The following is a 24,273-nucleotide window of genomic DNA, read 5'->3' on the forward strand; positions in this document are numbered from 1 at the left end:
CCTTCCGCGTGGTGGACGTCATGCGGGTTCGAGTTCGGTCTCGGGGACCTTCGCTCCCGTCATATAGGCCACCGCGTCGGACATCGAATGATTCTTCGGGTCGATGACGCAAAGGCGCTGGCCGAGCCGATGGACGTGGATCCGGTCGGCCAGTTCGAAGACATGCGGCATGTTGTGGCTGATCAGGATGATCGGGATGCCGCGCGACCTCACGTCGAGGATCAGCTCGAGCACGCGGCGGCTTTCCTTCACGCCCAGCGCCGCGGTCGGCTCGTCGAGGATGATCACCTTGGAGCCGAAGGCCGCGGCGCGGGCCACGGCGACGCCCTGCCGCTGCCCGCCCGAGAGCGTCTCGACCGCCTGGTTGATGTTCTGGATCGTCATCAGGCCGAGGTCGTTGAGCTTGTCGCGGGCGAACTTCTCCATCGCCGGGCGGTCGAGCTGGCGCAGCCACTTGCCGCGAAAGCCCGGTTTGCGCAGTTCGCGCCCCATGAACATGTTGTCGGTGATCGACAGGGCGGGCGACATGGCCAGCGTCTGGTAGACCGTCTCGATCCCGGCCTCGCGGGCGTCGTTGGGCGACTGGAAATGCACCGTCTTGCCGTCCAGCGTCACCTCGCCCTCGTCGGGGATCACCGCGCCCGAGAGCGCCTTGATCAGGGTCGACTTGCCGGCGCCGTTGTCGCCGATCACCGCGAGGATCTCGCCGGGATACAGCTCGAAGTCGCAGTGGTCGAGGGCGGTGACGCGGCCGTAGCGCTTGACCAGGTTGCGTCCGGTGAGAAGGGGCTTTCGCTGGGTTTCCTGGGTCATGCCGACACCTTTCTGATCCATTGATCGACCGCCACGGCGGCGATGATCAGCACGCCGATGAGCAGGAAGGTCCATTGCGCATCGGCCCCCGCAAGCCGCAGACCAAGGGTGAAGACGCCGACGATGAGGGCGCCGAAGAAGGTCCCGAGGATCGAGCCGCGCCCGCCGAAGAGCGAGATGCCCCCGATCACGACGGCGGTGATGCTCTCGATGTTCAGAAGCTGCCCCGAGGTCGGCGACACCGACCCGATGCGTCCGATCAGCGCCCAGCCGGCGAAGGCACAGATGAGACCCGCGAGGGCGTAGACCGAGATCAGCGTCATCTTGACGTTCACGCCGGACAGCTCGGCGGCCTCGGGATCGTCGCCCACGGCGTAGACATGCCGGCCCCAGGCGGTGTGTTTCAGCGCGTAGGCGAGGACCATGACGAGACACACCATGAACACCACCCCGACGGTGAAGACCGCGCCGGCGACTTCGAACTTGGCGCCCATGGCCTGCAATATCGGCGCCTCGGCCGCGATGTCCTGGCTGCGGATCGTCTCGTTGGCCGAGTAGAGGAAGTTCGCGGCCAGCACGATCTGCCACATGCCGAGCGTCACGATGAAGGGCGGCAGCTTCATGCGCGCGACCAGCCAACCGTTGAGCGCGCCGACCGCGGTCCCGAACGCGAGCCCGCACACGACGGCCACGGCCGGCGGGATGCCATAGCGGAAGGAGAACTGCCCCATGACCACCGACGACATCACCGCGATGGCGCCGACGCTGAGGTCGATGCCGGCCGTCAGGATCACCAGCGATTGTGCCGCCGCCACGATACCCACGATCTGCACCTGCTGCAGGATCAGCGTCAGGGCGAAGGGCGAAAAGAACCGCGATCCCAGCAGCACGCCGAACAGGATCAGCGACGCCACGAGCACGATCAACGGCACCAGCGACGGGGTCACATGCAGCGCGTGCTGGACGTTGCCCATGAAGCCGCGGTGGTGTTCCTCGAATTCGGCGACCTTTTCGGCGCGCCTTTCGCGCACCACGGTTTCATAGTTGTCGGTATCTGATGGCATGACACGCGCACTCCCGTTGCGTGTGAGCGGGCCCGCGGGGTCGGCGGCCCGGATTTGCCCGGGGCGGCTCAGCGCCGCCCCGAAGCGTCAGAGCGCGGGGCTCAGCCCCAGCAGAGATCCTGGCCTTCCTCGACCGAGATCGAGGACACGCCGTCGACCGGCTTGTCGGTCACGAGGCCCACGCCGGTGTCGAAGAAGGCCTTGCCTTCGGTCGGCTCGGGCTTGGTGCCGTCCTCGGCCCAGGCCTTGATCGCCTCGACACCCAGCGAGGCCATGCGCAGCGGATACTGCTGCGAGGTGGCGCCGATGATGCCGTCGGCCACGTTCTGGACACCCGGGCAGCCGCCGTCGACCGACACGATCAGCACGTCGTTCTCGCGACCGATGGCGCGCAGCGCCTCGTAGGCGCCCGCCGCGGCCGGCTCGTTGATCGTGTAGACGACATTGACCATCGGGTCGGCGGCGAGGATGTTCTCCATCGCGGTCCGGCCGCCTTCCTCGGAGCCCTGCGTCACGTCCTGGCCGACGATCCGCGGGTCCTCCTCGTCGCCCCAGCGGTTGGGATCGCCAAGCTCGATGCCGAAGCCGTCAAGGAAGCCCTGGTTGCGCAGGACGCCGACCGTGGGCTGCGAGACCTGGATGTTCAGCATGGCGATCTTCGCGTCGGCGGCGGCGTCACCCATCTGCGCCCGCGCCCACTGGCCGATCAGCTGTCCGGCGAGGTAGTTGTCCGTCGCGAAGGTCGCATCGGCGGCATCGGCCGGCGTCAGCGGCGTGTCGAGCGCGATCACGAGGAGGCCGGCGTCGCGCGCCTGCTGCACGGCACCGGTGATCGAGGACGTATCCGAGGCTGTGATCAGGATCCCCTTGGCGCCGTCGAGGATGCAGGTCTCGATGGCCTGCACCTGGGTTTCGTGGTCGCCGTCGAACTTGCCGGCGAAGGTCTTGAGGTCGACACCGATCTCTTCCGCCTTGGCCGTGGCGCCTTCGCGCATCTTGACGAAGAACGGGTTGGTGTCGGTCTTTGTAATCAGGCAGGCGGATACGTCCTGCGAGTGGCTTCCGGCCTGAGCCGCTCCAGCGATGGAGACCAGCGCGAGCGCGGTGGTGGCGAAAAGTCGTGTCATCGGCAAATCCTCCCTTGTCCCGGGGCCTCCTCGCACCGGGATTGACCATAGGTAATCTCGATTCGCATCGCATCGTCAATAAATAACTCATGTTGATTTATTAATGACGTTGCGCTCTATTCGGGGGCAGGGAGGATCCGGAATGCAGCGGTCCGAGGTGCGCAGCCTGTCGGGTGGCGCGAACCAGAGGGGGTTGCGCGACCACAACGCGCGGCTGTTGCTGACCCTGATGCAGCGTCACGGGCCGCTGCCGGGCAGCGATCTGGCGCGGCTGGCGGGGCTGTCGGCCCAGACCGTCTCGGTGATCCTGCGCGAGCTCGACGAGGCCGGCATGTTGACCCGCGGCGCGCCGCAGCGCGGCCGCGTCGGCAAGCCGCGCGTGCCGGTCGGGCTGAACCCGGACGGGGCCTTCTCGGTCGGGCTGAAGGTGGGGCGGCGCAGCGCGGATCTGCTGATCGTCGATCTGCACGGCCGGGTGCGCGGGCAGCTGCACGACACCTACCGCTACCCCGACCCGGCCGACATCATGCGGTTTCTCGAATCGGGGCTGGCCGAGCTCGTGGCGGGTCTGCCGGCGCGGCTGCGCGACCGGATCGTTGGCATCGGCGTCGCCCGGCCGGGCGAGCTGTGGGTCTGGCACGAGACGGTCGGCGCGCCGCCCGCGGCGCTCGACGGCTGGCGCGGCTTCGATTTCGCGGCGGAGGTCGCGCGCTTTTCGGCCCTGCCGGTCCATGTCGACAACGACGCCACCGCCGCCTGCCGGGCCGAGCACGTGTTCGGCCGGGGCCGCGAGTTCCGCGACTACGCCTATTTCTTCGTCGGCTCCTTCATCGGCGGCGGCATCGTGCTCAACCATTCCGTGTTTGGCGGCGCGCAGAACAATGCCGGCGCCATGGGTCCGATCCCGACGCGCGACGCCGCCGGCCGCCCGGCGCAGCTGCTCGACACCGCCTCGCTGCATCTGCTCGAACGCCGCCTCGTCGAGGCCGGGCACGACCCGGCGCGGCTGTGGAGCCTGCCGCAGGACTGGTCGGGCCTCGAGCCGATGGTCGAGCCCTGGCTCGATTCGGTGGCCGAGGAGCTGGCGCGCGCGGTGGTCGCGGTCTGCGCGGTGATCGATTTCGAGGCGGTATTGTTCGACGGCGGCTTTCCCGAGCCTGTGCGGGCCGCCCTGGTCGAACGCGTGCGCGACGCGATGGGCCGGATCGACCTGCGCGGCCTCATTCCGCCGCGGATCGAGGCGGGCACGGTCGGGGGCAACGCCCGCGGTCTCGGCGCCGCCAGCGCGCCGATCTTCGCGCAGTTCCTGCTCGACACCCATGCCGGCTTCGCCGCCACCTGACGCCGCGCTTGTCTTCCCCCCGGCGATACCCGAGATTGGTGTCGGGGGTGCTCCGGCGTCACCCGGCCGCATTCCCCAAATACGGGAACCCGCGCTGCGGCGGCGGGTTGAACCTTGCAGATCGTTGCGACCGGCGCGCACCGGGTCCGGTGCTGCGGGGCTTGGGACAAGCCGCGAATTGGAGACAGGGAATGTATTACGAAATGATCGGATTTCACGGCGAGCACCAGGGCGAGCACACCGCGGACGGCGTGCCCGAGCCGCAGCTGGACCGGTCGACCCTGTTCCTCGACTTCGACGGCACGCTGGTCGATCTGGCCGAGCGACCCGACGCGATCGAGGTGGCGCCCGATCTGGGCGACCTTCTCGCCGCGCTCAGCGAGCGCACCGGCGGCCGGGTGGTGATCATCACCGGCCGCGCCATCGAGGACATCACCAATTACCTGCAGGGCTTCGACGGGCCGATCATCGGCGGCCACGGCGCGCAGGAGCGCATCTCGGGCGAGATCCGCAACCACGAGTTCGCCGACCCCGAAACCGTGCGCCATCTGGGCGAGATGGCCACCGCCTTCGCGGCCACCCATCCGGGCCTGATCTGCGAACGCAAGCCCACCGGCGTGGTGCTGCATTTCCGGCAGGACGAGGATCTCGCCGCCCCGGCCTATGCCTTCCTGCGGGCGCTGTCGGAGACGCATGAGGGGTTCGATCTGCACCATTCGAAGATGGCCTACGAGCTGCGGCCGGCCGGCATCGGCAAGGACGTCTCGATGCGCCGACTGATGGAGCAGGAGCCCTTCGCCGGCACCATGCCGATCTTCTTCGGCGACGACGTCACCGACGAGCCGGCGCTGCACTGGGTGAGCGAGCAGGGCGGGCTGGCCGTCAAGGTGGGCGAGGGGGAAACCGCCGCCGGCTGCCGGCTCGGCAACCCCCAGGCCGCACGGAGGACGCTGCGCCGCTGGATCGAGGCCTGAGCCATGTCTGAAGGCCGTTTGATCGTCGTCTCGAACCGCATCCCGACGGAGGAGGCGCCCTCGGGCGGCCTCGTCGTGGCGCTGCACGAGGCGTTGCAGGCCCGCGGCGGCGTCTGGATCGGCAACTCGGGCGCCCGGGTGTCCGCCGAGGAGGCCGAGCGCGGCCTCACAAGGATCGCCAGCCAGCCCTATGAGCGCTACAGCTTCGACCTGACCGAGCAGGAGCATCAGGGCTTCTACCTGGGCTATGCCAACGCCACGCTCTGGCCGCTCTTCCATCACCGCACCGACCTTCTCGAGGTCGATTCGGAAGATGCCCGCATCTACCAGGAGGTGAACCGCCGGGTCGCGCGTCTGGTCGCCGGGGTGGTCCGGCCCGGCGACGTGATCTGGATCCACGACTACCACTTCCTGCCGCTCGCCAAGGAGCTGCGGGATCTGGGGCTGGGCAACCGGATCGGCTTCTTCCTGCACATTCCCTTCCCGAACTCCTCCGACCTGCCGGCGCTGAGCGAGCGCAAGCTGCTGCCGAGCTGGCTCGCCGCCTTCGACCTCGTGGGGCTGCAGACCCGGCGCGACGTGTCGAACGCGCTCGACTTCCTGCGAGCCAACGATGCGGAGCTGCTGCTGGAGGGGCGCATCAAGATGGGGGACCGCCGCTTCGAGGTGGCGAGCTTCCCGATCGGCATCGATGTCGAGGGGTTCATGAAGGCGGCCGAGACCCATGCCGATGCGGGCGAGCATCTGCGGCTGTCGCCGGGCGAGCGGCTGGTGCTCGGGGTCGACCGGCTCGACTACTCCAAGGGCCTGCCGCAGCGCTTCGCGGCCTTCGGCGAGTACCTGTCGCAGCGGCCCGACCCGCAGGTGCGCGCCACCCTGCTGCAGATCGCACCGCCCTCGCGCGAGGATGTCGAGGCCTACAAGGAGATCCGCCAGGAACTCGAGAGCATCACCGGCCGGGTCAATGGCGAGATGGGCGAGCTCGACTGGACGCCGATCCGCTACATCCGCCGCAACATCCCGCGCGAGACGCTGGCCGGGCTCTACCGGCGCGGCGACGTCTGCCTCGTCACGCCGCTTGCCGACGGGATGAACCTCGTCGCCAAGGAGTTCGTGGCCGCCCAGGACCCGGCCGATCCCGGCGTGTTGATCCTGTCGCATTTCGCCGGCGCGGCCGAGCAGCTCGAGGCCGCGCTGATGGTCAACCCCTACGACCCGAGCGACACCGCCAAGGCGATCGAGGTGGCGCTCGCCATGTCCCTGGCCGAGCGGCAGGACCGGCACGGCGCGCTGATGAAGGCCATCCGCGAGACCGACATCGGCTGGTGGACGGATTCCTACCTGAAAGCACTTCAGAAGCCGTTGGAAAACGGGGGAAAATAGCGCGACCTTTTTTTAAGGAACCTTTCCCGCGGCGGCGGGTTTGGCCGGTGAAGAGGCGCCGTTCCCTCGCCTCTCTCATTCCCCAACGGCCGGTGGCTGGCCTTCCTGATTTCCCTCGGGGAAGTCCAGCCGCCGGCCACCCTTTCCGTGTCCGACTTCACATCTGCCGCCCGCCATGCGAGCAATGGATCGGCGGCATTTTGCCGAAGATCGGGTGCGGGGGGTGTGCAGGCAGATGGATCATCGAGACAGCGCCGCTTCGCTGCCGCGCCGGATCTGGCGCACGCTGGTCGGGGTCTGGCACCTGTCCACCGATGTGCAGCTCGGCCTGATCGCGGCCGGGATCGCCTTCTACTCGGTCTTCGCCATCTTCCCCGCCATCGCCGCGCTGATCGCCATCTTCGGGCTGATGGCCGACCCGGTCGTGATCGAGACGCAGCTTCAGGTCATGCGGGACGTCATGCCCGTCGAGGTCTACGAGATCCTCGAGGCGCAGCTGAACAGCATGCTGGCCACGCGCCCCGAGACGCTGGGCTTTGCCACGCTCGCCTCGACGGCGATCGCGCTGTTCTCGGCCCGCAACGGCGTCGCCTCGCTGATCCTCGGCCTGAACCAGATCTACGGGCGCCCGAACCGCAACGGGCTGCGTCAGCTGCTCGTCGCGCTAACGCTCACGCTGTCGCTCATCGCCATCGCGATCCTGGCGCTGATGGTGGTCGTGATCGCCCCGATCCTGCTGGCGGTGCTGCCGCTCGGGCCGGCCGCCGGCTGGGCGCTCGAGGCGGTGCGCTGGCTCGCGGCCTTCGGGATCGTGCTGGCCGGGCTGGGGCTTCTGTACCGCTTCGGACCCAACATGCGCGGCGCGCGGGGGCGCTGGGTCACGCCCGGTGCGTTCCTGGTGATCGCGCTTTGGCTGATCGCCTCGGCCGGCTTCTCCTATTACCTTTCGAATTTCGGCAACTACAACGAGGTCTACGGCTCGATCGGCGCGGTGGCGGCGCTGTTGATGTGGTTCTTCATCTCGGCCTGGCTGGTGCTGCTGGGCGCGGCCGTCAACGTCGTCTGGACCCGCGTGAACCGCTCAGATGAGCGGCCGGACGATCTCGCTCTCGAACTCCGCCCCGGCCAGATCGGTTAGCGCGCGCAGGTCGGTCAGCCGCAGCATGCCGCCCGACCAGCTGACCAGCTGCCTCTCGCGCAGCTTGGCCAGCGTCTTGTTGGTGTGCACGAGGCTGAGACCCAACGCATCCGCGAGATCCTGCTGCCTGTAGGGCAGGGGGCAGCGCCCCGAGGCGTCGCACAGGCCCAGCCCGTTCATGCGGTGCCAGATCTTCAGGAGCGCCCAGGCCATCCGGCTCGTCGCGCTGCGCTGGCCCAGGCTGGCCAGCGCTTCGCCCAGGAAATGCTCTTCCACGGCGGCCAGCCAGGTGATGTCGAAGGCGCGTTCCGTGTGGCTGCGGAAGAAGCGGAAGAACTCGGCCCGGTCGAAGACGCACAGCGTCATCGCGGTGGTGGCCTCGACGGAATGCCGCATCTTGCCCATGAGCCCGGCCTGAAGCCCGAGGAAGTCGCCGGGAAAGACGAGGTTGATCACCTGCCGCCGCCCGTCGGGGAGGGTCTTGTAGCGCAGCCCGAGGCCGGAGAGCGCGGTGTAGAGCTGCGGGCTGTTCGAGCCCTCCAGAAGTATCGCGGTGCCCGGCTCGATCTGCATTTCGCCGGCCTTGAACCGCTGGATCGCCTCGACGTCTTCCCGGCCGAGCTTCGCGAACATGTCCTTCTTGCGCAGCGGGCAGGCGAGGCATCGGGTGGGCATGGAGACCTTCGGGCGGCTATGTCGAAGCTGAATGCCGCAGCCGCGCGATTGTTCCTCGTTCGGCCGCCCCGGCGTACCGGCCCCGTCCGGATACACGTTAGGAGGGCGGCGCAGGGCTCTGTCCGCTTTCGCCCCCGCGCACAAAAACGCCCCCGGCCCATGCGGGACGGGGGCGTCGTGATGGTCGTAGGGTGCTGTCTCAGCCGTGCAGCGGGCCGGTCGAGGAGAAGAACATCGCCTGGCTCACCGCCGAGCGCACCTGCTCCTCGCCATAGGGCTTGGAGATCAGGAAGGCCGGCTCGGGCCGCTCGCCGGTCAGGAGCCGCTCGGGGAAGGCGGTGATGAAGATCACCGGCAGGTTGCCATGCGTCTCAAGGATGTCGCGCACCGCATCGATGCCCGAGGAGTTGTCGGCAAGCTGGATGTCGGCCAGCACGAGGTCGGGCTTTTCCTGCTGCGCGAGCTTGACCGCGTCGTCGCGGGTGCGCGCCACGCCGGTGATCGCGTGGCCCATGTCCGAGACGATCGACTGCAGGTCCATGGCGATGATCGCCTCGTCCTCGATCACCAGGATGCGGCCGGCGATGCTGTCTTCCATCTCCTGGCGGGCGATCTTCACCAGATGCTCGACCTCGTCCTCGTCGAGTTGCATGATCGCCGCGATCTCGGAGATCGCGAAATCCTCGATCGTGTAGAGCAGCAGCGCTTCGCGCGTGTTGGGGGTCAGCTTCGACAGATGCGCCTGCGCCGCGGCGGCAAGCCCGCTCTCTTCGCCCGAGACCGGTGCGCCGGAGCTCACCCAGATGGTGTGGAACACCTTGAACAGGGCGATGCGGGGCGAGGCGGAGGTGTCGAAGACGGACCGATCTTCGAGGATCGCCTCGAGCGTGGCCGCGGCGTAGGTGTCACCGCTGTTCTGGCTGCCGGTCAGCGCCCGCGCATAGCGGCGCAAATAGGGCAGCTCGTGCCCGATCACCGTGGCGAGGTCGGGTGCGGTGGTTGTCGTCGTCATCGGCTGGAAGTCCCCAATTTCATTTTTTCTGGAACCGAACGTGGCTGCCGGCATTGTGGTTCCATGATGCGGCCATGCTATGCACGGCCGTCGATAAATACGAGGGTATAAGCGGGAATGACACAACGGGACCAGCGGGGCGCGCGCGGTGACGACATCGACGCCCATCTCAGGCGCGCGTTCCAACAGCTCACCGATGAGACGCTGCCGGATCGATTCACCGATCTGCTCGAGCGGCTGCGGGCGGGTGAGGGCGCGGAGGCGTCGTCCGATACGGATCAGCCGGACCGGGAAACCGTGGAAGCGGTCAGAGCTGACAGGAATCAATAATGCCAGAGCAGGATCCGAGAGAAGAACTGGTCGGACATCTTCCGGCCATGCGGGCCTTTGCGCTCTCGCTGACGCGCAACGGGGCGCAGGCCGACGACCTGGTGCAGGACACCGTGGTCAAGGCCTGGACCAATTTCGACAAGTTCAAGCCCGGCACCAATCTGCGCGCCTGGCTGTTCACCATTCTGCGCAACACCTTCTACTCGGGCCGGCGCAAGGCGCAGCGCGAGGTCGCCGATGTCGATGGCGTGTTCACCGCCTCGCTGGCCGAGAAGCCCGCCCATGACGGGCGCCTGCAGATGAACGATTTCCTCGCCGCCTTCGCCAAGCTGCCCGACGAGCAGCGCGAGGCGCTGGCGCTGGTCGGGGCGTCCGGCTTCTCCTACGAGGAGGCCGCCGACATGTGCGGCGTGGCGATCGGCACCATCAAGAGCCGCGCGAACCGGGCGCGGGTGCGGTTGGCGGAACTGCTCGAACTCGAAGGCGAGGACGGGCTGGGGATGACCGACGAGGCGACGATGGCGGTCCTCGCGGCGCAAGGTGGACAGCACTTGTGACATCCGAGGAGGGCGCGCGGAACCGGACGGCGCGGGCCGGCGGCTGGTTCAGCACGCATGGGCTCGTGCTGCGCGTCGTCGCGTTTTTGACGATCGCGCTGATGCCGATCGGGCTGATCGCGATCTATCAGACCGCGGAGTTTCAGCGCGAGGCCCTGCGCCGCTCCGAGCTGTCGCTCCTGGCCCTGACCGGCCAGGCGGCGGCGCCGGTCGAGCAGACCATCGAGCGCGCGCTCGGCGTGGCCGAGGCGCTGGGCGCGGTGATCGACCAGATCGATGACACCGGCGCCTGCTCCTCCTTTCTCGACCGCTACAACGAGGGCCGCAGGCTCTACGCGCTGATCGGCCTCGTCAGCCCGGACGGAATCATGCGCTGCTCCTCCATGGGGCGGTCCTTCGACATGCGCGGCGGCGGCATCTGGGAACAGATGTCGCGCCGGCCCGCGGCGATCGTCACGCAAGGCCGGCGCGAGGCGGTGGCCGACGAGCCGCTGATCAACGTCGCCACCCCGATCCTGGAGGATGGCGAGTTCCTGGGCTACGTGCAGATCGCCATCCCCCAGCGCCGGATCGCCGCGCCGGCCGCCATCGTCGACACCGACCAGGCGCCGCTGCAGCTTGCCACCTTCAACGAGCTGGGCGAGGTGCTGACCGAACAGAACCCCGACCGGCCGCTGGGCACGCTTCTGCCGCAGGGCTTCGACCTGGCCGACAAGGCGGGCCTGCGGGCCACGGCCACGGTCGGCACGGCACCTGACGGGACGGCGCTGGTCTATGCCGTGACGCCGCTGGTGACCGGCGCGGTCTACGCCGTCGGCGTCTGGCCCCCGATCGAGGGCTTCGGCCCGACCGTTCTGCCCAGCCTGTTTCCGGTGCTGATGTGGGGCGCGAGCCTGCTGGTGGCTTATTACGCGATCCACCGGCTGGTGATCCGTCACGTGCGGCGGCTGGGCCGCAATATGCGCCGCTTCGGGGCCGACCGGCAGCTGCCGCCGCGCGCCGCGACCGCCGACATGTCGCGCGAGCTGCGCGAGATCGAGGGCGAGTTCGTGCAGATGGCCGGCAACATTTTGCAGGACGAGGCCCGGCTTGAGGACCAGCTGCGCGAACGCGGCATCCTGCTGAAGGAGGTCCACCACCGGGTGAAGAACAACCTGCAGCTCATCTCGTCGATCATGTCGATGCAGATGCGGCGCACCCGGGACCAGAGCACGCGCGACATCCTGAGCCGACTGCAGGACCGGGTGCTGGGCCTCGCCACGATCCACCGCACCCTTTACGAAAGCCAGGATGTGGGCCGGGTCGACGCCGCGCGGCTGATGCGCGAGATCGTCGGCCAGCAGACCTCCGGCGCCGGGGGCGGGGTCGATCTCAGGTTCGATCTCGAGGAGCTCGAGCTGCTGCCCGACCAAGCGGTGCCACTGTCGCTTCTGACCTCGGAGGCGCTGGCCAACGCCCTGGCCAACATGAAGCCGGCGCAGGGCGAGACCGGCTGGATCGCCGTGGGGCTGCGCCGCGACGGCGACGGCATGGCCGCCGTCGAGATCGCCAACGCCGCCGCCGGGGCGGAGACCGAGGCCGACGCCGCGGCACCGGCCGGCGCGCGCTCGGGCGGGTTGGGCATGAACCTGATCCAGGCCTTTTCCGCGCAGCTGGGCGGGCCGTGCGAAATTTCTCACCGCGACGGGACCTACAGGCTCTCCACGCGTTTCCCGATCAGAGAAACCCAATACGATCCTCAGGACTACTGATGCCCGACGACGAGAAGAGCGGCGCCGCCCTGCCGCTGCGCGAGCGCCGCGGCACCCGGTTGACGGACACCGAGAGGGGCGAGAACGACCCGGCCCATGCGGACTGGGCCGACGATCCGCTGCCCGATCCCGAGCTGCCGCATGACGACCCCGAGACCCCGCTGCCGCTGATCACGGCCGAGCAGGCGTACCCGGTGCTCGAGCGCTGCTTTCTCGAGGCCGAGCGGCAGGTGCGGATGTCGTTCCGGGTCTTCGACCCCTTCGCGCGGGTGCATTCCAAGAGCGCACGCGAGATCGGGGATGTCTGGTTCGACCTGATCGCCCACAAGCTCGGCCAGGGCGTGCGTGTCGAGCTGGTGCTGACCGATTTCGACCCGGTCGCGGTGCCGGCGATGCACGCCATGACCTGGGACGCCGTGCGCGGCCTGCTGGCGGCGGGGGAGGCCTCGGGCCGGCCCGAGCTGCTCAGCGTCGAGGCCTCGCTGCACCCCGCGCGGGTCGGCGTCGTGCCGCGCGCGCTGCTGTGGTACCGCAGCTGGAGCGAGATCCGCCGTGTCACGCGCCGGCTCGCCAGCCTGCCCAAGGCGGAGCGCGCCGAGATGCTGCGCCTGCGGCCCGGCTTACGGCGCTACGTGACCGAGCGCAAGGGCCGGCTGGTGCCGCGCATCTGGCCGATCCCCGAGCTGACGCTCGCCACGCATCACCAGAAGATCGCGGTGTTCGACGACCGCTGGCTCTATATCGGCGGGCTCGATCTCGACGACCGGCGCTACGACACGCTGCGCCACGACCGCCCGGCGCAGGAGACCTGGCACGACGTGCAGCTTCTGCTCGGCGGGCCGGCGGTGCGCGACGCGCATCGCCACCTCGATAGCTTTCGCAACGTCACGCACGGTGCGGCCCCGCCCGACACCGGCCAGGTGCTGCGCACCATTTCGGCCCGCCGCAGCCCGGCGATCTTCAGGATGTCGCCCGACCGCAAGGTGTCTGAGCTCTACGAGGCGCATCGCGCGCTGATCGGCGGCGCCCGCGACCTGCTCTATGTGGAGACGCAGTTCATGCGCGACCGCAATCTCGCGCGCCGGATCGTGCGGGCCGGCCGGGCCAATCCCGGGCTCGGCCTGGTCATGGTGATCCCGGCGGCGCCGGAGGATGCGGCCTTTTCCGAGGCGCGGGTCGATGCCCGCTATGGCGACTATCTGCAGGCGCGCTGCATCTCGAAGATCCGGCGCCAGTTCGGCGAGCGGGCGCTGATCCTGTCGCCGGCCGAGAAGCGCCGCGCCGACGACCGCGACAAGGGGCCGCGGGCCCGGCTGTGGCGCGCGCCGATCGTCTATGTCCACGCCAAGGTGGCGATCGCCGACGGGCGCGAGGCGATTGTGTCCTCGGCCAACATGAACGGCCGCAGCATGCACTGGGACACCGAGGCGGGCGTCGTGCTCGACCGCGCCGGCACCGCGCGCCGGCTGCGCGACGCCTGCATGGCGCACTGGATGGGCGAGGAGGGGCCGCAGCGCGAGGACGAGACCGGGCCCGAGCTGGTGGCCCGCTGGCGCGGCATGATCGAGGCCGACCGCGGCCGCGTGCCCGAGCTGCGGCGCGGGCTGCTGCTGCCCTATCCGCTGCGGCCGGCCTGGCGGCTCGGCCGCAACGTGCCGGGCGTGCCCGAGGCGATGGTCTAGGCCGTCCGGCCCGCGGAACATCACGCCTTCCCGCGACGTTGGCCCGCCACACGGCATGACCCCCAGGAGGACGAAATGTCCATCGGCGCCATGGCGGCCGGCCTGGCAGGTCTGGTCGTGGTGGCGTTCCTGATTTTCCTGCTGACGGGGGGAGACGGGTAGCGCAAGCCATGACCGTCCAGCTGCCGAGACGGTCGCGGCCGGTCGCTCTTTGCCTCCGACGGGTGCGAAGGTGCGGCCGGCCGATCCGCTGGCCGGGACCGGCCAGTTGAAACCCCTCCGGCGGACCACTAAGACTCGCAAAGCCCCAGAGGCTGGAAGACGCAAGCGTTCCCGAGAAGGCAGAGCAGATGCACGATCCCATTGAGACCTACATGAACCTCGTCCCGATGGTGGTCGAGCAGACCAGCCGCGGCGAGCGCGCCTACGACATCTTCTCGCGCCTGCTGAAGGAACGCGTGATCTTCGTGAACGGCCCGGTGCATGACGGCATGAGCCAGCTCATCGTCGCGCAGCTGCTGCACCTCGAGGCCGAGAATCCGAAGAAGGAAATCTCAATGTACATCAACAGCCCCGGCGGTGTCGTCACCTCGGGCCTGTCGATCTACGACACCATGCAGTACATCCGGCCCAAGGTCTCGACCCTGGTGATCGGCCAGGCGGCCTCGATGGGTTCGCTCTTGCTGACCGCCGGCGAGAAGGGCATGCGCTTCTCGCTGCCGAACTCCCGCGTCATGGTGCACCAGCCCTCGGGCGGCTACCAGGGCCAGGCGACCGACATCATGATCCACGCCGCCGAGACCCAGAAGCTGAAAAACCGGCTGAACGAGATCTACGTCCACCACACCGGCCAGCCGCTGGAAAAGGTCGAGGCGGCGCTCGAGCGCGACAACTTCATGTCGCCCGAGGAAGCCCGCGACTGGGGCCTGATCGACGAGATCCTGACCAGCCGCGATCAGGGCGAGGACAAGACGCCCAACACCGCCGGCTGAGGCCGACGCCGGGTCACCCCGTCACCACGGGGTGATCCGCCCGCAGGGCCGGGATTTTGGCGTTGTGGCCGCGAAATGGCTGCCCTATCGTTGAGACAAGGGCAGTCCGAGAGAGATGACAGCAGGGCCGAAGGCCCGGGGGTTCCGATATGGCAAGCACGTCCGGCGGCGACAGCAAGAACACGCTCTACTGCAGCTTCTGCGGCAAGAGCCAGCACGAGGTGCGCAAGCTGATCGCGGGGCCGACCGTGTTCATCTGCGACGAATGCGTCGAGCTGTGCATGGACATCATCCGCGAGGAGACCAAGGGCTCGGGCCTGAAATCCTCCGAAGGGGTGCCGACCCCGCGCGAGATCTGCGACGTGCTCGACGACTACGTGATCGGCCAGCTCCATGCGAAGCGGGTGCTCTCGGTCGCGGTGCACAACCACTACAAACGGCTGAACCACGCGGCGAAATCCTCCGAGATCGAGCTGTCGAAGTCGAACATCCTGCTGATCGGTCCGACGGGCTGCGGCAAGACGCTGCTGGCGCAGACGCTGGCGCGCATCCTCGACGTGCCCTTCACCATGGCCGACGCCACCACGCTGACCGAAGCCGGCTACGTTGGCGAGGATGTCGAGAACATCATCCTCAAGCTCTTGCAGGCCTCCGAGTACAACGTCGAGCGGGCACAGCGCGGCATCGTCTACATCGACGAGGTCGACAAGATCACCCGCAAGTCCGACAACCCCTCGATCACCCGCGACGTCTCGGGCGAGGGGGTGCAGCAGGCGCTGCTGAAGATCATGGAGGGCACCGTCGCCTCCGTGCCGCCGCAGGGCGGGCGCAAGCATCCGCAGCAGGAGTTCCTGCAGGTCGACACCACCAACATCCTGTTCATCTGCGGCGGCGCCTTCGCCGGCCTCGACAAGATCATCGCGCAGCGCGGCAAGGGCTCGGCGATGGGCTTCGGCGCCGACGTGCGCGCCGATGACGATCGCGGCATCGGCGAGATCTTCGGCGATCTCGAGCCGGAGGACCTGCTGAAGTTCGGCTTGATCCCCGAATTCGTCGGCCGTCTGCCGGTGATCGCGACGCTGACCGATCTCGACGAGGACGCGCTGGTCACCATCCTGACCGAGCCGAAGAACGCGCTCGTGAAGCAGTACCAGCGCCTGTTCGACATCGAGAGCACCAAGCTCACCTTCACCGATGACGCGCTCAAGGCGATCGCCCGCAAGGCGATCGAGCGCAAGACCGGCGCGCGCGGCCTGCGCTCGATCATGGAGGACATCCTGCTCGACACCATGTTCGAGCTGCCCAGCCTCGAGAACGTCACCGAGGTGGTCGTCAACGAAGAGGCGGTCGGTCCCGAGGCCAAGCCGCTGCTGATCTACGCCGACGGCGCCAAGAAGGAGACCGCCTCGGCGGGCTGAGCCATGCGCCGCCTCACCAGCGGATCGGAGTTCGAGGAACGGATCGGCTACAGCCGGTCCGTTCTTTGCGATGGATGGGTCTTCGTTTCGGGTACCACCGGCTACGACTACTCCGACATGACGCTGCCCGACGGGGTGGAGGCGCAATGCGCGCAGGCGCTGCGCAACCTCGAGGCCGCCCTCAAGGCGGCCGGCAGCGCCATGGACCGGGTGGTGCGTGTCACCTACATGCTGCCCGACCGGGCCGAGTTCGAACCCTGCTGGCCGCTCCTGCGGGCCGCCTGGGGCGCGGCGCGGCCGGCGGCGACGATGATCGAATGCGGCCTCATGCAACCGCAGATGCGGATCGAGATCGAGGCTACGGCGCGCGCGCTCTGAGGGCGCGATCCACTGGACCTCGGGCCCGCTTTGCGGCATGAGAGGCCGCAGGACAGGAGACGGATCATGAGCCTCGGCGACTTCCTCAAGCGCATCTTCACCTGGTGGAACGGCCAGACCGTGGCCACCCAGTTCTTCACCTGGCGGTTCGGCCAGAAAGTGGGCGAAGACGCTCAGGGCAACATCTTCTACCGCAATGCCGACGACAGCCGGCGCTGGGTGGTCTACAACGGCGAGGCCGAGGCCAGCCGGATCGAGCCCGACTGGCATGGCTGGCTGCACCGTATCTGGGACACCCCGCCGACCGAGCGCCCGCTGCCGCGCCAGAGCTGGGAGCAGCCGCATCAGGCGAACCTGACCGGCACCATGATGGCCTACGCCCCCTCCGGCTCGATCCGCCGCAGCGCGCCGGCCGATCACAAGGATTACGAAGCGTGGTCGCCCGAGTGATCCGCCGCGCGCTTGCCGCCGCGCTGGCCGTGGGGCTGGCGCTGCCGGCCGCAGCCCAGCAGCAGGGCGCCGCGCAGGCGCCGGGCGGCGTGCTGCGGGTGCTCGACAAGATCACCGGCCAGGTCACCGATCTCGACCTCGCCACCGGCGAGAGCGGCGAGGTGGGCCACCTGCAGGTCACGCTGCAGGAATGTCGCTACCCGGCCGACAACCCGGCCGGCGACGCCTTCGAGCGGCTGGAGATCCGCTATGGCAGCCTTGAAGACCCGGTGTTTCGCGGCTGGATGATCGCCTCGGCCCCGGCGCTGAACGCGTTGGACCATCCGCGCTACGACGTCTGGGCGCTGCGCTGCAGGACGTCCTGAGCGGGCGCCGGGGGGCCGGCGAGGTGAAAGTCGCCACCGCTCCCGAGGGCACGCGCCAGAAGCTTGCGATAGCCGGCGCGCGGCACCTCCTTGAAGCCGAGGCTGGCCAGATGCGGTGTCAGGAACTGCGCGTCGAGCAGGCTGAACCCGCCCAGCCTTAGCCGGTCGACCAGCCAGGCGAGGGCCAGCTTCGAGGCGTCCCGCGTCCGCGAGAACATGCTTTCCCCGAAGAAGGCGCCGCCGAGCGCGACGCCGTAGACGCCGCCCACCAGCCGGCCGTCCTGACGGATCTCGACCGAATGGGCGAAGCCGCGCCGATGCAGCTCGAGATAGAGGTCGAAGATCGTGGCGTTGATCCAGGTCTCCGGCCGGTCGGCGCAGCCCTTCAGCACGCCCTCGAAATCGCTGTCGGCACCGACCTCGAAGCCGCCGCGCCGCATGCGCCGGGCGAGGCTGCGGGAGATGTGGAATTCGTCGGGTGCGAGGATGCCGCGCCGGCGCGGATCGACCCAGAAGATCTCGGGGTCGTCGCGCGCTTCGGCCATCGGGAACACGCCCTGCGCATAGGCATGCAGCAGAAGCTCGGGCGTGAGCTGCGGGTTGGGCCGCGGGTGCATGCGCGGCCCTCCGTCTACTTCTGCAGCGCCTGCTCGAGCCAGCGCTCGAGCCAGTGGATGTTGTAGTTGCCCGACAGGATGTCCGGCTCGGACAGCAGCGCGTTGTGCAGCGGCACGGTGGTGTCGACCCCGTCCACGATCAATTCGCCCAGCGCGCGGTTCAGCCGCGCCAGCGCCTCGGCCCGGTCCTGGCCATGCACGATCAGCTTGGCGATCAGGCTGTCGTAATAGGGCGGGATGCGGTAGCCGTCATAAAGCGCGCTGTCCATCCGCACGCCCAGGCCCCCCGGCGCGTGGTACTGCGTGATCCGGCCCGGGCAGGGCGCGAAGTTCGGCAGCTTCTCGGCGTTGATGCGCACCTCGATCGCGTGGCCGCGGATGTGCAGGTCGTCCTGCTGGAACGACATCGGCAGCCCGGCCGCGACGCGGATCTGCTCGCGCACGAGATCGACGCCGAAGATCGCCTCGGTCACCGGATGCTCCACCTGCAGGCGGGTGTTCATCTCAATGAAGTAGAACTCGTCATCCTCGAACAGGAACTCGATCGTGCCGGCGCCGGCGTAGTTGATCTTGGCGACCGCCTCGGCGCAGGTCTTGCCGATCCGGGCGCGCAGCTCCTCGGTGATCGCCGGTCCCGGCGCCTCTTCGAAGACCTTCTGGTGGCGGCGCTGCAGCGAGCAGTCGCGCTCGCCCAGATGCACGGCGCGGCCCTTGCCGTCGCCGAAGACCTGGATCTCGATGTGGCGCGGCTTCTGCAGGTACTTCTCGATGTAGACCTCGTCATTGCCGAAGGCCGCCTTGGCCTCGGAGCGCGCGGTCTGGAAGGCGCGTTCGATCTCGGCCTCGGACTTCGCGACCTTCATGCCGCGCCCGCCGCCGCCGGCGGTGGCCTTGATGATGACCGGGTAGCCGATCTCGGCCGCGATCGAGCGGGCCGCCTCGACATTCGGCACGCCGCCGTCCGAGCCCGGGACGCAGGGCACGCCCAGCGCCTTCATCGTGTCCTTGGCGGCGATCTTGTCGCCCATGACGCGGATGTGCTCGGCGGTCGGGCCGATGAAGGTCAGCCCGTGATCCTCGACCGCCTGCACGAAGGCGGCGTTCTCGGACAGGAAGCCGTAGCCCGGGTGGATCGCCTGGGCGCCGGTGATCTCGCAGGCCGAGAGGATCGCCGGGAAGGACAGGTAGGACTGCCCCGACGGCGGGGGGCCGATGCAGATCGCCTCGTCGGCCATCCGCACATGCATCGCGTCCGAATCCGCGGTGGAGTGCACGGCGACGGACTTGATGCCCATCTCCCGCGCGGCACGCACGACCCGGAGCGCGATCTCGCCCCGGTTCGCGATCAGGATCTTGTCGAACATCGGTGTGCTCATTCGATGATCATCAGCGGCGCGCCGAACTCGACCGGGCTGCCGTCCTCGATGAGGATGCGCTTGACCGTCCCGGCGCGCGGGGCGGGGATCTGGTTCATGGTCTTCATCGCCTCGATGATCAGGAGGGTGTCGCCTTCCTTGACCTGGGAGCCGACGCTGACGAAGGGCGGCGTGCCGGGCTCGGCCTGCATGTAGGCGGTGCCGACCATCGGCGAGGTGACGGCGCCGGGATGGCTGGCCGGATCCTCGCTGGCCGCGGCGGGCGCGGACGGGGCCGCCGGGGCGGGGTTGGCGGCGGCCGGCTGCGGCGCGGGCGCGGCGTTGTAATGCGGCTGCTGCGGCATCGACATCTGCTGCACCACCTCGCGGGCGCGGCTGACCCGGACGTTGAGGCTGTCGTTCTCGCCGTAGTCCCGCTTGACCTGAAGCTCGGTCAGGTCGTTCTGGTTCAGAAGCTCCGCAAGTGCGCGGATAAAGCTGACATCGCTGTCGTGGCTGGTCTTGTCGCTCATAACTCTCGGCCCCTTGCCCCTCGTATCGCGCCCCTACGGGCGTTCATTCCGGGGGCTTATACGCCACTCTGGCGGGCGAGAAAAGCAGCGGGGCGCCTGCTTTGAACGTCAATCGGGTCGCGGGGCGGGCGGTTGGGCCGGGGGCGGGGCGTCCGGGGCCTGCGGATTCGCCGTGGCGAACGGGTCCTGCGGCACGGCCCGCGGGTCCTCCGCCACGACCGTTGGGGGTGCCTCCGCGGTCTCGGCGGCGTCAGCGGCGCGGTCGGCCTCCTGCTGTTTCGCGTCCGCTTCGTGCTGCAGCGCCTCGGCCTGTTCGCGCCGCTCCTGCGCCTTCTGCGCATCCGGCAGGATCGCCACGCCCCAGGGCTTGAGCGCCTGCTGCGGCCGCTCGACCGGCGGGATGTCCTGCAGCAGCAACCCGGCCCGAATCCGGCCGAGGTCGCGCAGATCGGGCGGGCGGGGTGCGGCGGCATCGGTGGCCGTGCCGCGCGAGACGGGCGGCAGGTCCGGCCGCGGCGCGGCGGCGCTCTCGGGTTCCGGCCTCAGGCGCGGATCGACCGGCAGGGCCGAGCCGATCGGAAGTCGCGACGATCTGACGATATCCATCCAAAGCTCCGAATCAGGAGCCCCCACCGGCACCAGCCTACATGCCAACTCCTAACCGGAGGTTGCCGGTGCGGCGACAGCTTTTCGAGAAACGGTCTTGTCACGGTCTGCCGGGCCGGCATGGCGCCGGCCCGGCAGGCCAAGGTCTCAGCCCCGGTTCATCCGGTTGCCGATCAGGTCCTCGACCACCTGCGGCTCGGCCAGGGTCGAGGTGTCGCCGAGGCTGCCATAGTCGTTCTCGGCGATCTTGCGCAGGATGCGGCGCATGATCTTGCCGGAGCGGGTCTTGGGCAGGCCCGGCGCCCACTGGATGCAGTCGGGCTTGGCGATCGGGCCGATCTCCTGGCGCACCCAGGCCTCGAGCTCCTTGCGCAGCTCCTCGGTCGCCTCGACGCCTTCCATCAGCGTGACATAGGCGTAGATGCCCTGGCCCTTCACCTCGTGCGGGTAGCCGACCACCGCGGCCTCGGAGACCGCCTTGTGCGCGACCAGCGCGCTCTCGACCTCGGCCGTGCCCATGCGGTGGCCCGAGACGTTGATCACGTCGTCGACCCGCCCGGTGATCCAGTAATAGCCGTCGGCGTCGCGCCGGCAGCCGTCGCCCGAGAAGTAGTAGCCGCGATACTGCGAGAAGTAGGTCTGCTCGAAGCGTTCATGGTCGCCCCAGACGCTGCGCATCTGGCCCGGCCAGCTGTCGCGGATCGCCAGCACGCCCTCGGCCTCGGTCGCCTCGATCTCGGCGCCCGATTGCGGGTCGAGCACGACCGGCTGCACGCCGAAGAAGGGCAGGGTGGCCGAGCCCGGCTTGGTGGCGATGGCGCCGGGCAGCGAGGTGATCATGTGGCCGCCGGTCTCGGTCTGCCACCAGGTGTCGACGATCGGCACGCGGCCCTTGCCGATCACCCGGTCGTACCACTCCCAGGCCTCGGGGTTGATCGGCTCGCCCACGGTGCCCAGCACCTTCAGCGACGACAGGTCCGCACCCTCGGCCCAGTGGTCGCCCTTGCCCATCAGCGCCCGGATCGCGGTGGGCGCGGTGTAGAACTGGTTGACCTTGTGCTTTTCGCAGACCTTCCAGAAGCGCGAGGCATCGGGCCAGGTCGGCACGCCCTCGAACATCACGGTGGTCGCGCCGTTGGCGAGCGGCCCGTAGACGATGTAGCTGTGGCCGGTAACCCAGCCGACATCGGCGGTGCACCAGAACACGTCGCCGTCATGGTAGTCGAAGGTGTACTGGTGGGTCATCGCCGCGTAGGCGAGGTAGCCGCCGGTGGTGTGCACCACGCCCTTGGGTTGGCCGGTCGAGCCGGAGGTGTAGAGGATGAAGAGCGGGTCTTCCGCACCCACCTCCTCGGCCGGGCAGTCCTCCGACACCCCGTCCTCCATCTCGTGCAGCCAGTGGTCGCGGCCCTCGACCATCTCGACCGCGCCGCCCGAGCGCTTGACGACGAGCATCTGCGTGCCTTCGGGGCATTTCTCGAAGGCCTTGTCGGCATTGGCCTTGAGCGGGGTGTTCTTGCCGCCGCGCGGCGCCTCGTCGGCGGTGATCACCAGCTTGGCGCTGCAGCCCGAGACCCGGGCGGCCAGCGCGTCGGGCGAGAAACCCGCGAAGACCACCGAGTGGATCGCGCCGATCCGGGCGCAGGCCAGCATCGCGTAGGCCGCCTGCGGGATCATCGGCATGTAGATGACGACGCGGTCGCCCTTCTCCACGCCCATCTTCTTCAGCACGTTGGCGAACTTGCCGACATGGGCGTGCAGCTGCTGGTAGGTGATGTGCTGGGCTTCGGCCTCCGGGTCGTCCGGCTCCCAGATGATCGCGGTCTGGCTGCCGCGGGTCTTCAGGTGCCGGTCGACGCAGTTCTGCGCGACGTTCAGCGTGCCGTCCTCGAACCACTTGATCGAGACGCGGCCGAGATCGAAGCTCGTGTCCTTCACCTTGGAGAAGGGCTTGATCCAGTCGAGCCGCTTGCCGTGCTCGGCCCAGAAACCCTCGGGGTCCTGCACCGATTGCGCGTACATCCGGTCATAGGCGGCGCGGTCGGCATGGGCGCGCGCGACGGTCTCCTGGCTCGGTTCGTGCAGCTGGGGGGCGTGCGGTGTCATGGGCTGGTCCTTCAATTGTTCCTCCCGGTGCTCAGATCGCGAGGTATTGCTGCCGCAGCGCCTCGTCCTCGAGCACCTCTTGTGCCAATCCGTCATAAACCACCGAGCCGGTGTCAAGGATCACCGCCCGATCGGCGAGCTTCAGCGCCGCCACGGCGTTCTGCTCGACGATCACCGTTGTGATGCCCTGATCGCGGATCACGTTCAGCGTCTTGGCGATTTCCTGCACGATCACCGGGGCGAGCCCCTCGTAGGGCTCGTCCAGCAGCAGCACCTTGATGTCGCGCGCCAGCGCCCGCGCGATGGCCAGCATCTGCTGCTCGCCGCCCGACAGCGTCACGCCTTCCTGTCGCCGCCGCTCGCCCAGCCGCGGGAACAGGTCGTAGATCCGCTCCAGCGACCAGCCCACCGGCGGCGCGATCTGCGCGAGCTTCAGGTTCTCCTCGACCGTGAGGCCCGGGATGATGCGCCGGTCCTCGGGCACCAGCGCGATGCCGTTCGCCGCCGCCTCATGCGCCTTCATCTTGTGCAGCGGCTGGTGGTCGAGCCAGATCTCGCCGTGGCGCAGCGCCGGGTTGTCGAGCCGGGCGATGGTCCTGAGCGTCGAGGTCTTGCCCGCGCCGTTGCGGCCGAGAAGAGCCAGAATCTCGCCCTCGTGGATGTCGAAGCTCACCCCCTGCACGATGTAGCTCTCGCCGTAATAGGCCTGGATGTCCCAGACGGAGAGGAACTTGGGATGCGTCGCCGCCTGGCTGCGGCCGCGGTCGAATGTCGCTTTCTCGTTCATGTCGTTCTCCCGCAAAACTCTTCGAAGAGCTGTGCAAATTCCTTCTAAGGAACTTGCGGTTACACCTGCGCCTCGCCGAGATAGGCCTCGCGCACCTTGGGGTGGCCCTTGATGTTCTCGGGCGTCTCCTCGACCAGCGGCGTGCCCTGCGCCAGCACGGTGATCCGCTCGGCGAGCGAGAACACCACGTGCATGTCGTGCTCGATGATGCACATGGTGATGTCGCGCTTGGCCTTGATCTCCTTCAGCAGGTCGATGGTGTTGTTGGTGTCGGCCCGCGCCATGCCGGCGGTCGGCTCGTCGAGCAGCAGGAGCTTCGGCTCCTGCACCAGGCACATCGCCATCTCGAGGCGCCGCTTGTCGCCGCGCGAGAGCGAGCCCGCATGCATGTGCCGCTTGTCGGCCATGTTGACGTCCTCGAGCATGTGCTCGGCCTGGCCGCGGATGTCGCGCTCGCTGCCGACGGTCTCGTAGGCGTGCAGCCGGAACGCGCCGTCGCGCCGCGCGAAGCAGGGGATCATCACGTTCTCCAGCACCGAGAGATCGGCGAAGATCTCGGGCGTCTGGAACACGCGGGAGATGCCCATCTGGTTGATCTCGTGCGGCTTGCGCCCGAGCACCGACTGGCCGTCGAACATCACGCTGCCCGAGTCCGGCATCAGCTTGCCGACGAGGCAGTTGAGCAGGGTCGACTTGCCGGCGCCGTTCGGCCCGATGATGGCGTGGACGGTGTTCTGCTTGACCGAGAGGTTGACGTCGCCCAGCGCCTGCAGGCCGCCGAAGCGCTTGTTGACGCCCTTGACTTCGAGAATGCCCAT

Annotated in this window: 25 protein-coding genes; 13 read left to right on the plus strand and 12 right to left on the minus strand. The window is 68.6% G+C overall.

The annotated features are described in order from the left end of the window. Nucleotides 1-18: 18 nt before the first annotated feature. From BLT43_RS00465 to BLT43_RS00475, 3 genes are all read right to left on the minus strand, one after another. A complete protein-coding gene (locus BLT43_RS00465; protein ID WP_090109164.1) occupies nucleotides 19-813 on the minus strand; it encodes an ATP-binding cassette domain-containing protein in 795 nt (264 codons plus the stop codon). After that, entirely contained in the window at nucleotides 810-1,877 is a 1,068-nt protein-coding gene (locus BLT43_RS00470) for an ABC transporter permease (RefSeq protein ID WP_090109166.1), read from the minus strand. Before BLT43_RS00470 ends, BLT43_RS00465 begins: the two co-directional genes overlap by 4 nt. Nucleotides 1,878-1,978: 101 nt before the next feature. Beyond that, nucleotides 1,979-3,004, minus strand: coding sequence for a sugar ABC transporter substrate-binding protein (locus BLT43_RS00475; RefSeq protein ID WP_090109168.1), 1,026 nt, complete (start codon nucleotides 3,002-3,004; stop codon nucleotides 1,979-1,981). Between the two features lie 142 nt (nucleotides 3,005-3,146). Here BLT43_RS00475 and BLT43_RS00480 point away from each other — a divergent pair, with 142 nt between their 5' ends. The 4 genes from BLT43_RS00480 (at nucleotide 3,147) to BLT43_RS00495 (ending at nucleotide 7,841) form a co-directional block, all read left to right on the plus strand. Beyond that, nucleotides 3,147-4,346, plus strand: a complete 1,200-nt coding sequence (locus BLT43_RS00480) for an ROK family transcriptional regulator (protein ID WP_090109170.1) — start codon at nucleotides 3,147-3,149, stop codon at nucleotides 4,344-4,346. Nucleotides 4,347-4,537: 191 nt separating this feature from the next. After that, nucleotides 4,538-5,320, plus strand: a complete 783-nt coding sequence (gene otsB / locus BLT43_RS00485) for a trehalose-phosphatase (protein ID WP_090109172.1) — start codon at nucleotides 4,538-4,540, stop codon at nucleotides 5,318-5,320. 3 nt (nucleotides 5,321-5,323) lie between these two features. After that, complete coding sequence (locus BLT43_RS00490) at nucleotides 5,324-6,703, plus strand: alpha,alpha-trehalose-phosphate synthase (UDP-forming) (RefSeq protein ID WP_090109174.1); 1,380 nt, start codon at nucleotides 5,324-5,326, stop codon at nucleotides 6,701-6,703. 235 nt (nucleotides 6,704-6,938) lie between these two features. Further along, on the plus strand, nucleotides 6,939-7,841 hold the full coding sequence (locus BLT43_RS00495; protein ID WP_090109176.1) for a YihY/virulence factor BrkB family protein: 903 nt from the start codon (nucleotides 6,939-6,941) through the stop codon (nucleotides 7,839-7,841). Here BLT43_RS00495 and BLT43_RS00500 read toward each other — a convergent pair. Both BLT43_RS00500 and BLT43_RS00505 read right to left on the minus strand, forming a co-directional pair. Continuing rightward, nucleotides 7,785-8,516 carry a Crp/Fnr family transcriptional regulator gene (locus BLT43_RS00500; RefSeq protein ID WP_090109178.1) on the minus strand — a complete coding sequence of 244 codons (732 nt, stop codon included), beginning with the start codon at nucleotides 8,514-8,516 and terminating at the stop codon, nucleotides 7,785-7,787. The genes BLT43_RS00495 and BLT43_RS00500 overlap by 57 nt on opposite strands. Before the next feature lie 199 nt (nucleotides 8,517-8,715). Continuing rightward, complete coding sequence (locus tag BLT43_RS00505) at nucleotides 8,716-9,528, minus strand: response regulator (RefSeq protein WP_090109180.1); 813 nt, start codon at nucleotides 9,526-9,528, stop codon at nucleotides 8,716-8,718. A gap of 117 nt (nucleotides 9,529-9,645) precedes the next feature. Between BLT43_RS00505 and BLT43_RS19040 the strand changes: the two genes are divergently transcribed. The 9 genes from BLT43_RS19040 (at nucleotide 9,646) to BLT43_RS00550 (ending at nucleotide 17,451) form a co-directional block, all read left to right on the plus strand. Further along, a complete protein-coding gene (locus tag BLT43_RS19040; protein WP_090109182.1) occupies nucleotides 9,646-9,858 on the plus strand; it encodes a NepR family anti-sigma factor in 213 nt (70 codons plus the stop codon). Continuing rightward, on the plus strand, nucleotides 9,858-10,415 hold the full coding sequence (locus BLT43_RS00515; RefSeq protein ID WP_090109184.1) for an RNA polymerase sigma factor: 558 nt from the start codon (nucleotides 9,858-9,860) through the stop codon (nucleotides 10,413-10,415). Before BLT43_RS19040 ends, BLT43_RS00515 begins: the two co-directional genes overlap by 1 nt. Next, nucleotides 10,412-12,166, plus strand: a complete 1,755-nt coding sequence (locus BLT43_RS00520; RefSeq protein WP_090109185.1) for a sensor histidine kinase — start codon at nucleotides 10,412-10,414, stop codon at nucleotides 12,164-12,166. The genes BLT43_RS00515 and BLT43_RS00520 overlap by 4 nt, the downstream gene beginning before the upstream one ends. Continuing rightward, a complete protein-coding gene (locus tag BLT43_RS00525) occupies nucleotides 12,166-13,848 on the plus strand; it encodes a phospholipase D-like domain-containing protein (RefSeq protein WP_090109186.1) in 1,683 nt (560 codons plus the stop codon). The genes BLT43_RS00520 and BLT43_RS00525 overlap by 1 nt, the downstream gene beginning before the upstream one ends. A 350-nt stretch (nucleotides 13,849-14,198) precedes the next feature. Then, a complete protein-coding gene (locus BLT43_RS00530) occupies nucleotides 14,199-14,840 on the plus strand; it encodes an ATP-dependent Clp protease proteolytic subunit (protein ID WP_090109187.1) in 642 nt (213 codons plus the stop codon). A 149-nt stretch (nucleotides 14,841-14,989) separates the two neighbouring features. After that, nucleotides 14,990-16,258 carry an ATP-dependent Clp protease ATP-binding subunit ClpX gene (gene clpX / locus BLT43_RS00535; protein WP_090109188.1) on the plus strand — a complete coding sequence of 423 codons (1,269 nt, stop codon included), beginning with the start codon at nucleotides 14,990-14,992 and terminating at the stop codon, nucleotides 16,256-16,258. A 3-nt stretch (nucleotides 16,259-16,261) separates the two neighbouring features. Then, nucleotides 16,262-16,636 (plus strand): RidA family protein, encoded by a 375-nt coding sequence (locus tag BLT43_RS00540; protein WP_090109189.1) that lies wholly within the window; start codon nucleotides 16,262-16,264, stop codon nucleotides 16,634-16,636. Between the two features lie 66 nt (nucleotides 16,637-16,702). Beyond that, nucleotides 16,703-17,086: an NADH:ubiquinone oxidoreductase subunit NDUFA12 gene (locus BLT43_RS00545; protein WP_090109190.1), complete on the plus strand. Its 384-nt coding sequence runs from the start codon at nucleotides 16,703-16,705 to the stop codon at nucleotides 17,084-17,086. Then, nucleotides 17,071-17,451, plus strand: a complete 381-nt coding sequence (locus BLT43_RS00550) for a DUF2155 domain-containing protein (RefSeq protein ID WP_242652166.1) — start codon at nucleotides 17,071-17,073, stop codon at nucleotides 17,449-17,451. Before BLT43_RS00545 ends, BLT43_RS00550 begins: the two co-directional genes overlap by 16 nt. On the opposite strand, the gene aat is transcribed toward BLT43_RS00550, so the two are convergent. The 7 genes from aat to BLT43_RS00585 all read right to left on the minus strand — a co-directional run bounded on the left by aat (nucleotide 17,415) and on the right by BLT43_RS00585 (nucleotide 24,273). After that, entirely contained in the window at nucleotides 17,415-18,068 is a 654-nt protein-coding gene (aat, locus tag BLT43_RS00555) for a leucyl/phenylalanyl-tRNA--protein transferase (protein WP_090109192.1), read from the minus strand. The genes BLT43_RS00550 and aat overlap by 37 nt on opposite strands. A 14-nt stretch (nucleotides 18,069-18,082) precedes the next feature. After that, entirely contained in the window at nucleotides 18,083-19,432 is a 1,350-nt protein-coding gene (gene accC / locus BLT43_RS00560; protein WP_090109193.1) for an acetyl-CoA carboxylase biotin carboxylase subunit, read from the minus strand. An 8-nt stretch (nucleotides 19,433-19,440) separates the two neighbouring features. Then, on the minus strand, nucleotides 19,441-19,956 hold the full coding sequence (gene accB / locus BLT43_RS00565) for an acetyl-CoA carboxylase biotin carboxyl carrier protein (RefSeq protein ID WP_090109194.1): 516 nt from the start codon (nucleotides 19,954-19,956) through the stop codon (nucleotides 19,441-19,443). Between the two features lie 108 nt (nucleotides 19,957-20,064). Next, nucleotides 20,065-20,562 (minus strand): hypothetical protein, encoded by a 498-nt coding sequence (locus BLT43_RS00570; RefSeq protein WP_090109196.1) that lies wholly within the window; start codon nucleotides 20,560-20,562, stop codon nucleotides 20,065-20,067. Between the two features lie 147 nt (nucleotides 20,563-20,709). Further along, entirely contained in the window at nucleotides 20,710-22,668 is a 1,959-nt protein-coding gene (acs, locus tag BLT43_RS00575; RefSeq protein WP_090109200.1) for an acetate--CoA ligase, read from the minus strand. Between the two features lie 31 nt (nucleotides 22,669-22,699). Continuing rightward, nucleotides 22,700-23,455 carry an ABC transporter ATP-binding protein gene (locus BLT43_RS00580; RefSeq protein ID WP_090110179.1) on the minus strand — a complete coding sequence of 252 codons (756 nt, stop codon included), beginning with the start codon at nucleotides 23,453-23,455 and terminating at the stop codon, nucleotides 22,700-22,702. A gap of 59 nt (nucleotides 23,456-23,514) precedes the next feature. Continuing rightward, nucleotides 23,515-24,273, minus strand: coding sequence for an ABC transporter ATP-binding protein (locus BLT43_RS00585; RefSeq protein ID WP_090109202.1), 759 nt, complete (start codon nucleotides 24,271-24,273; stop codon nucleotides 23,515-23,517).

The organism is Limimaricola pyoseonensis (assembly GCF_900102015.1).
In the GTDB taxonomy this organism is placed as follows: Bacteria; Pseudomonadota; Alphaproteobacteria; order Rhodobacterales; family Rhodobacteraceae; genus Limimaricola; species Limimaricola pyoseonensis.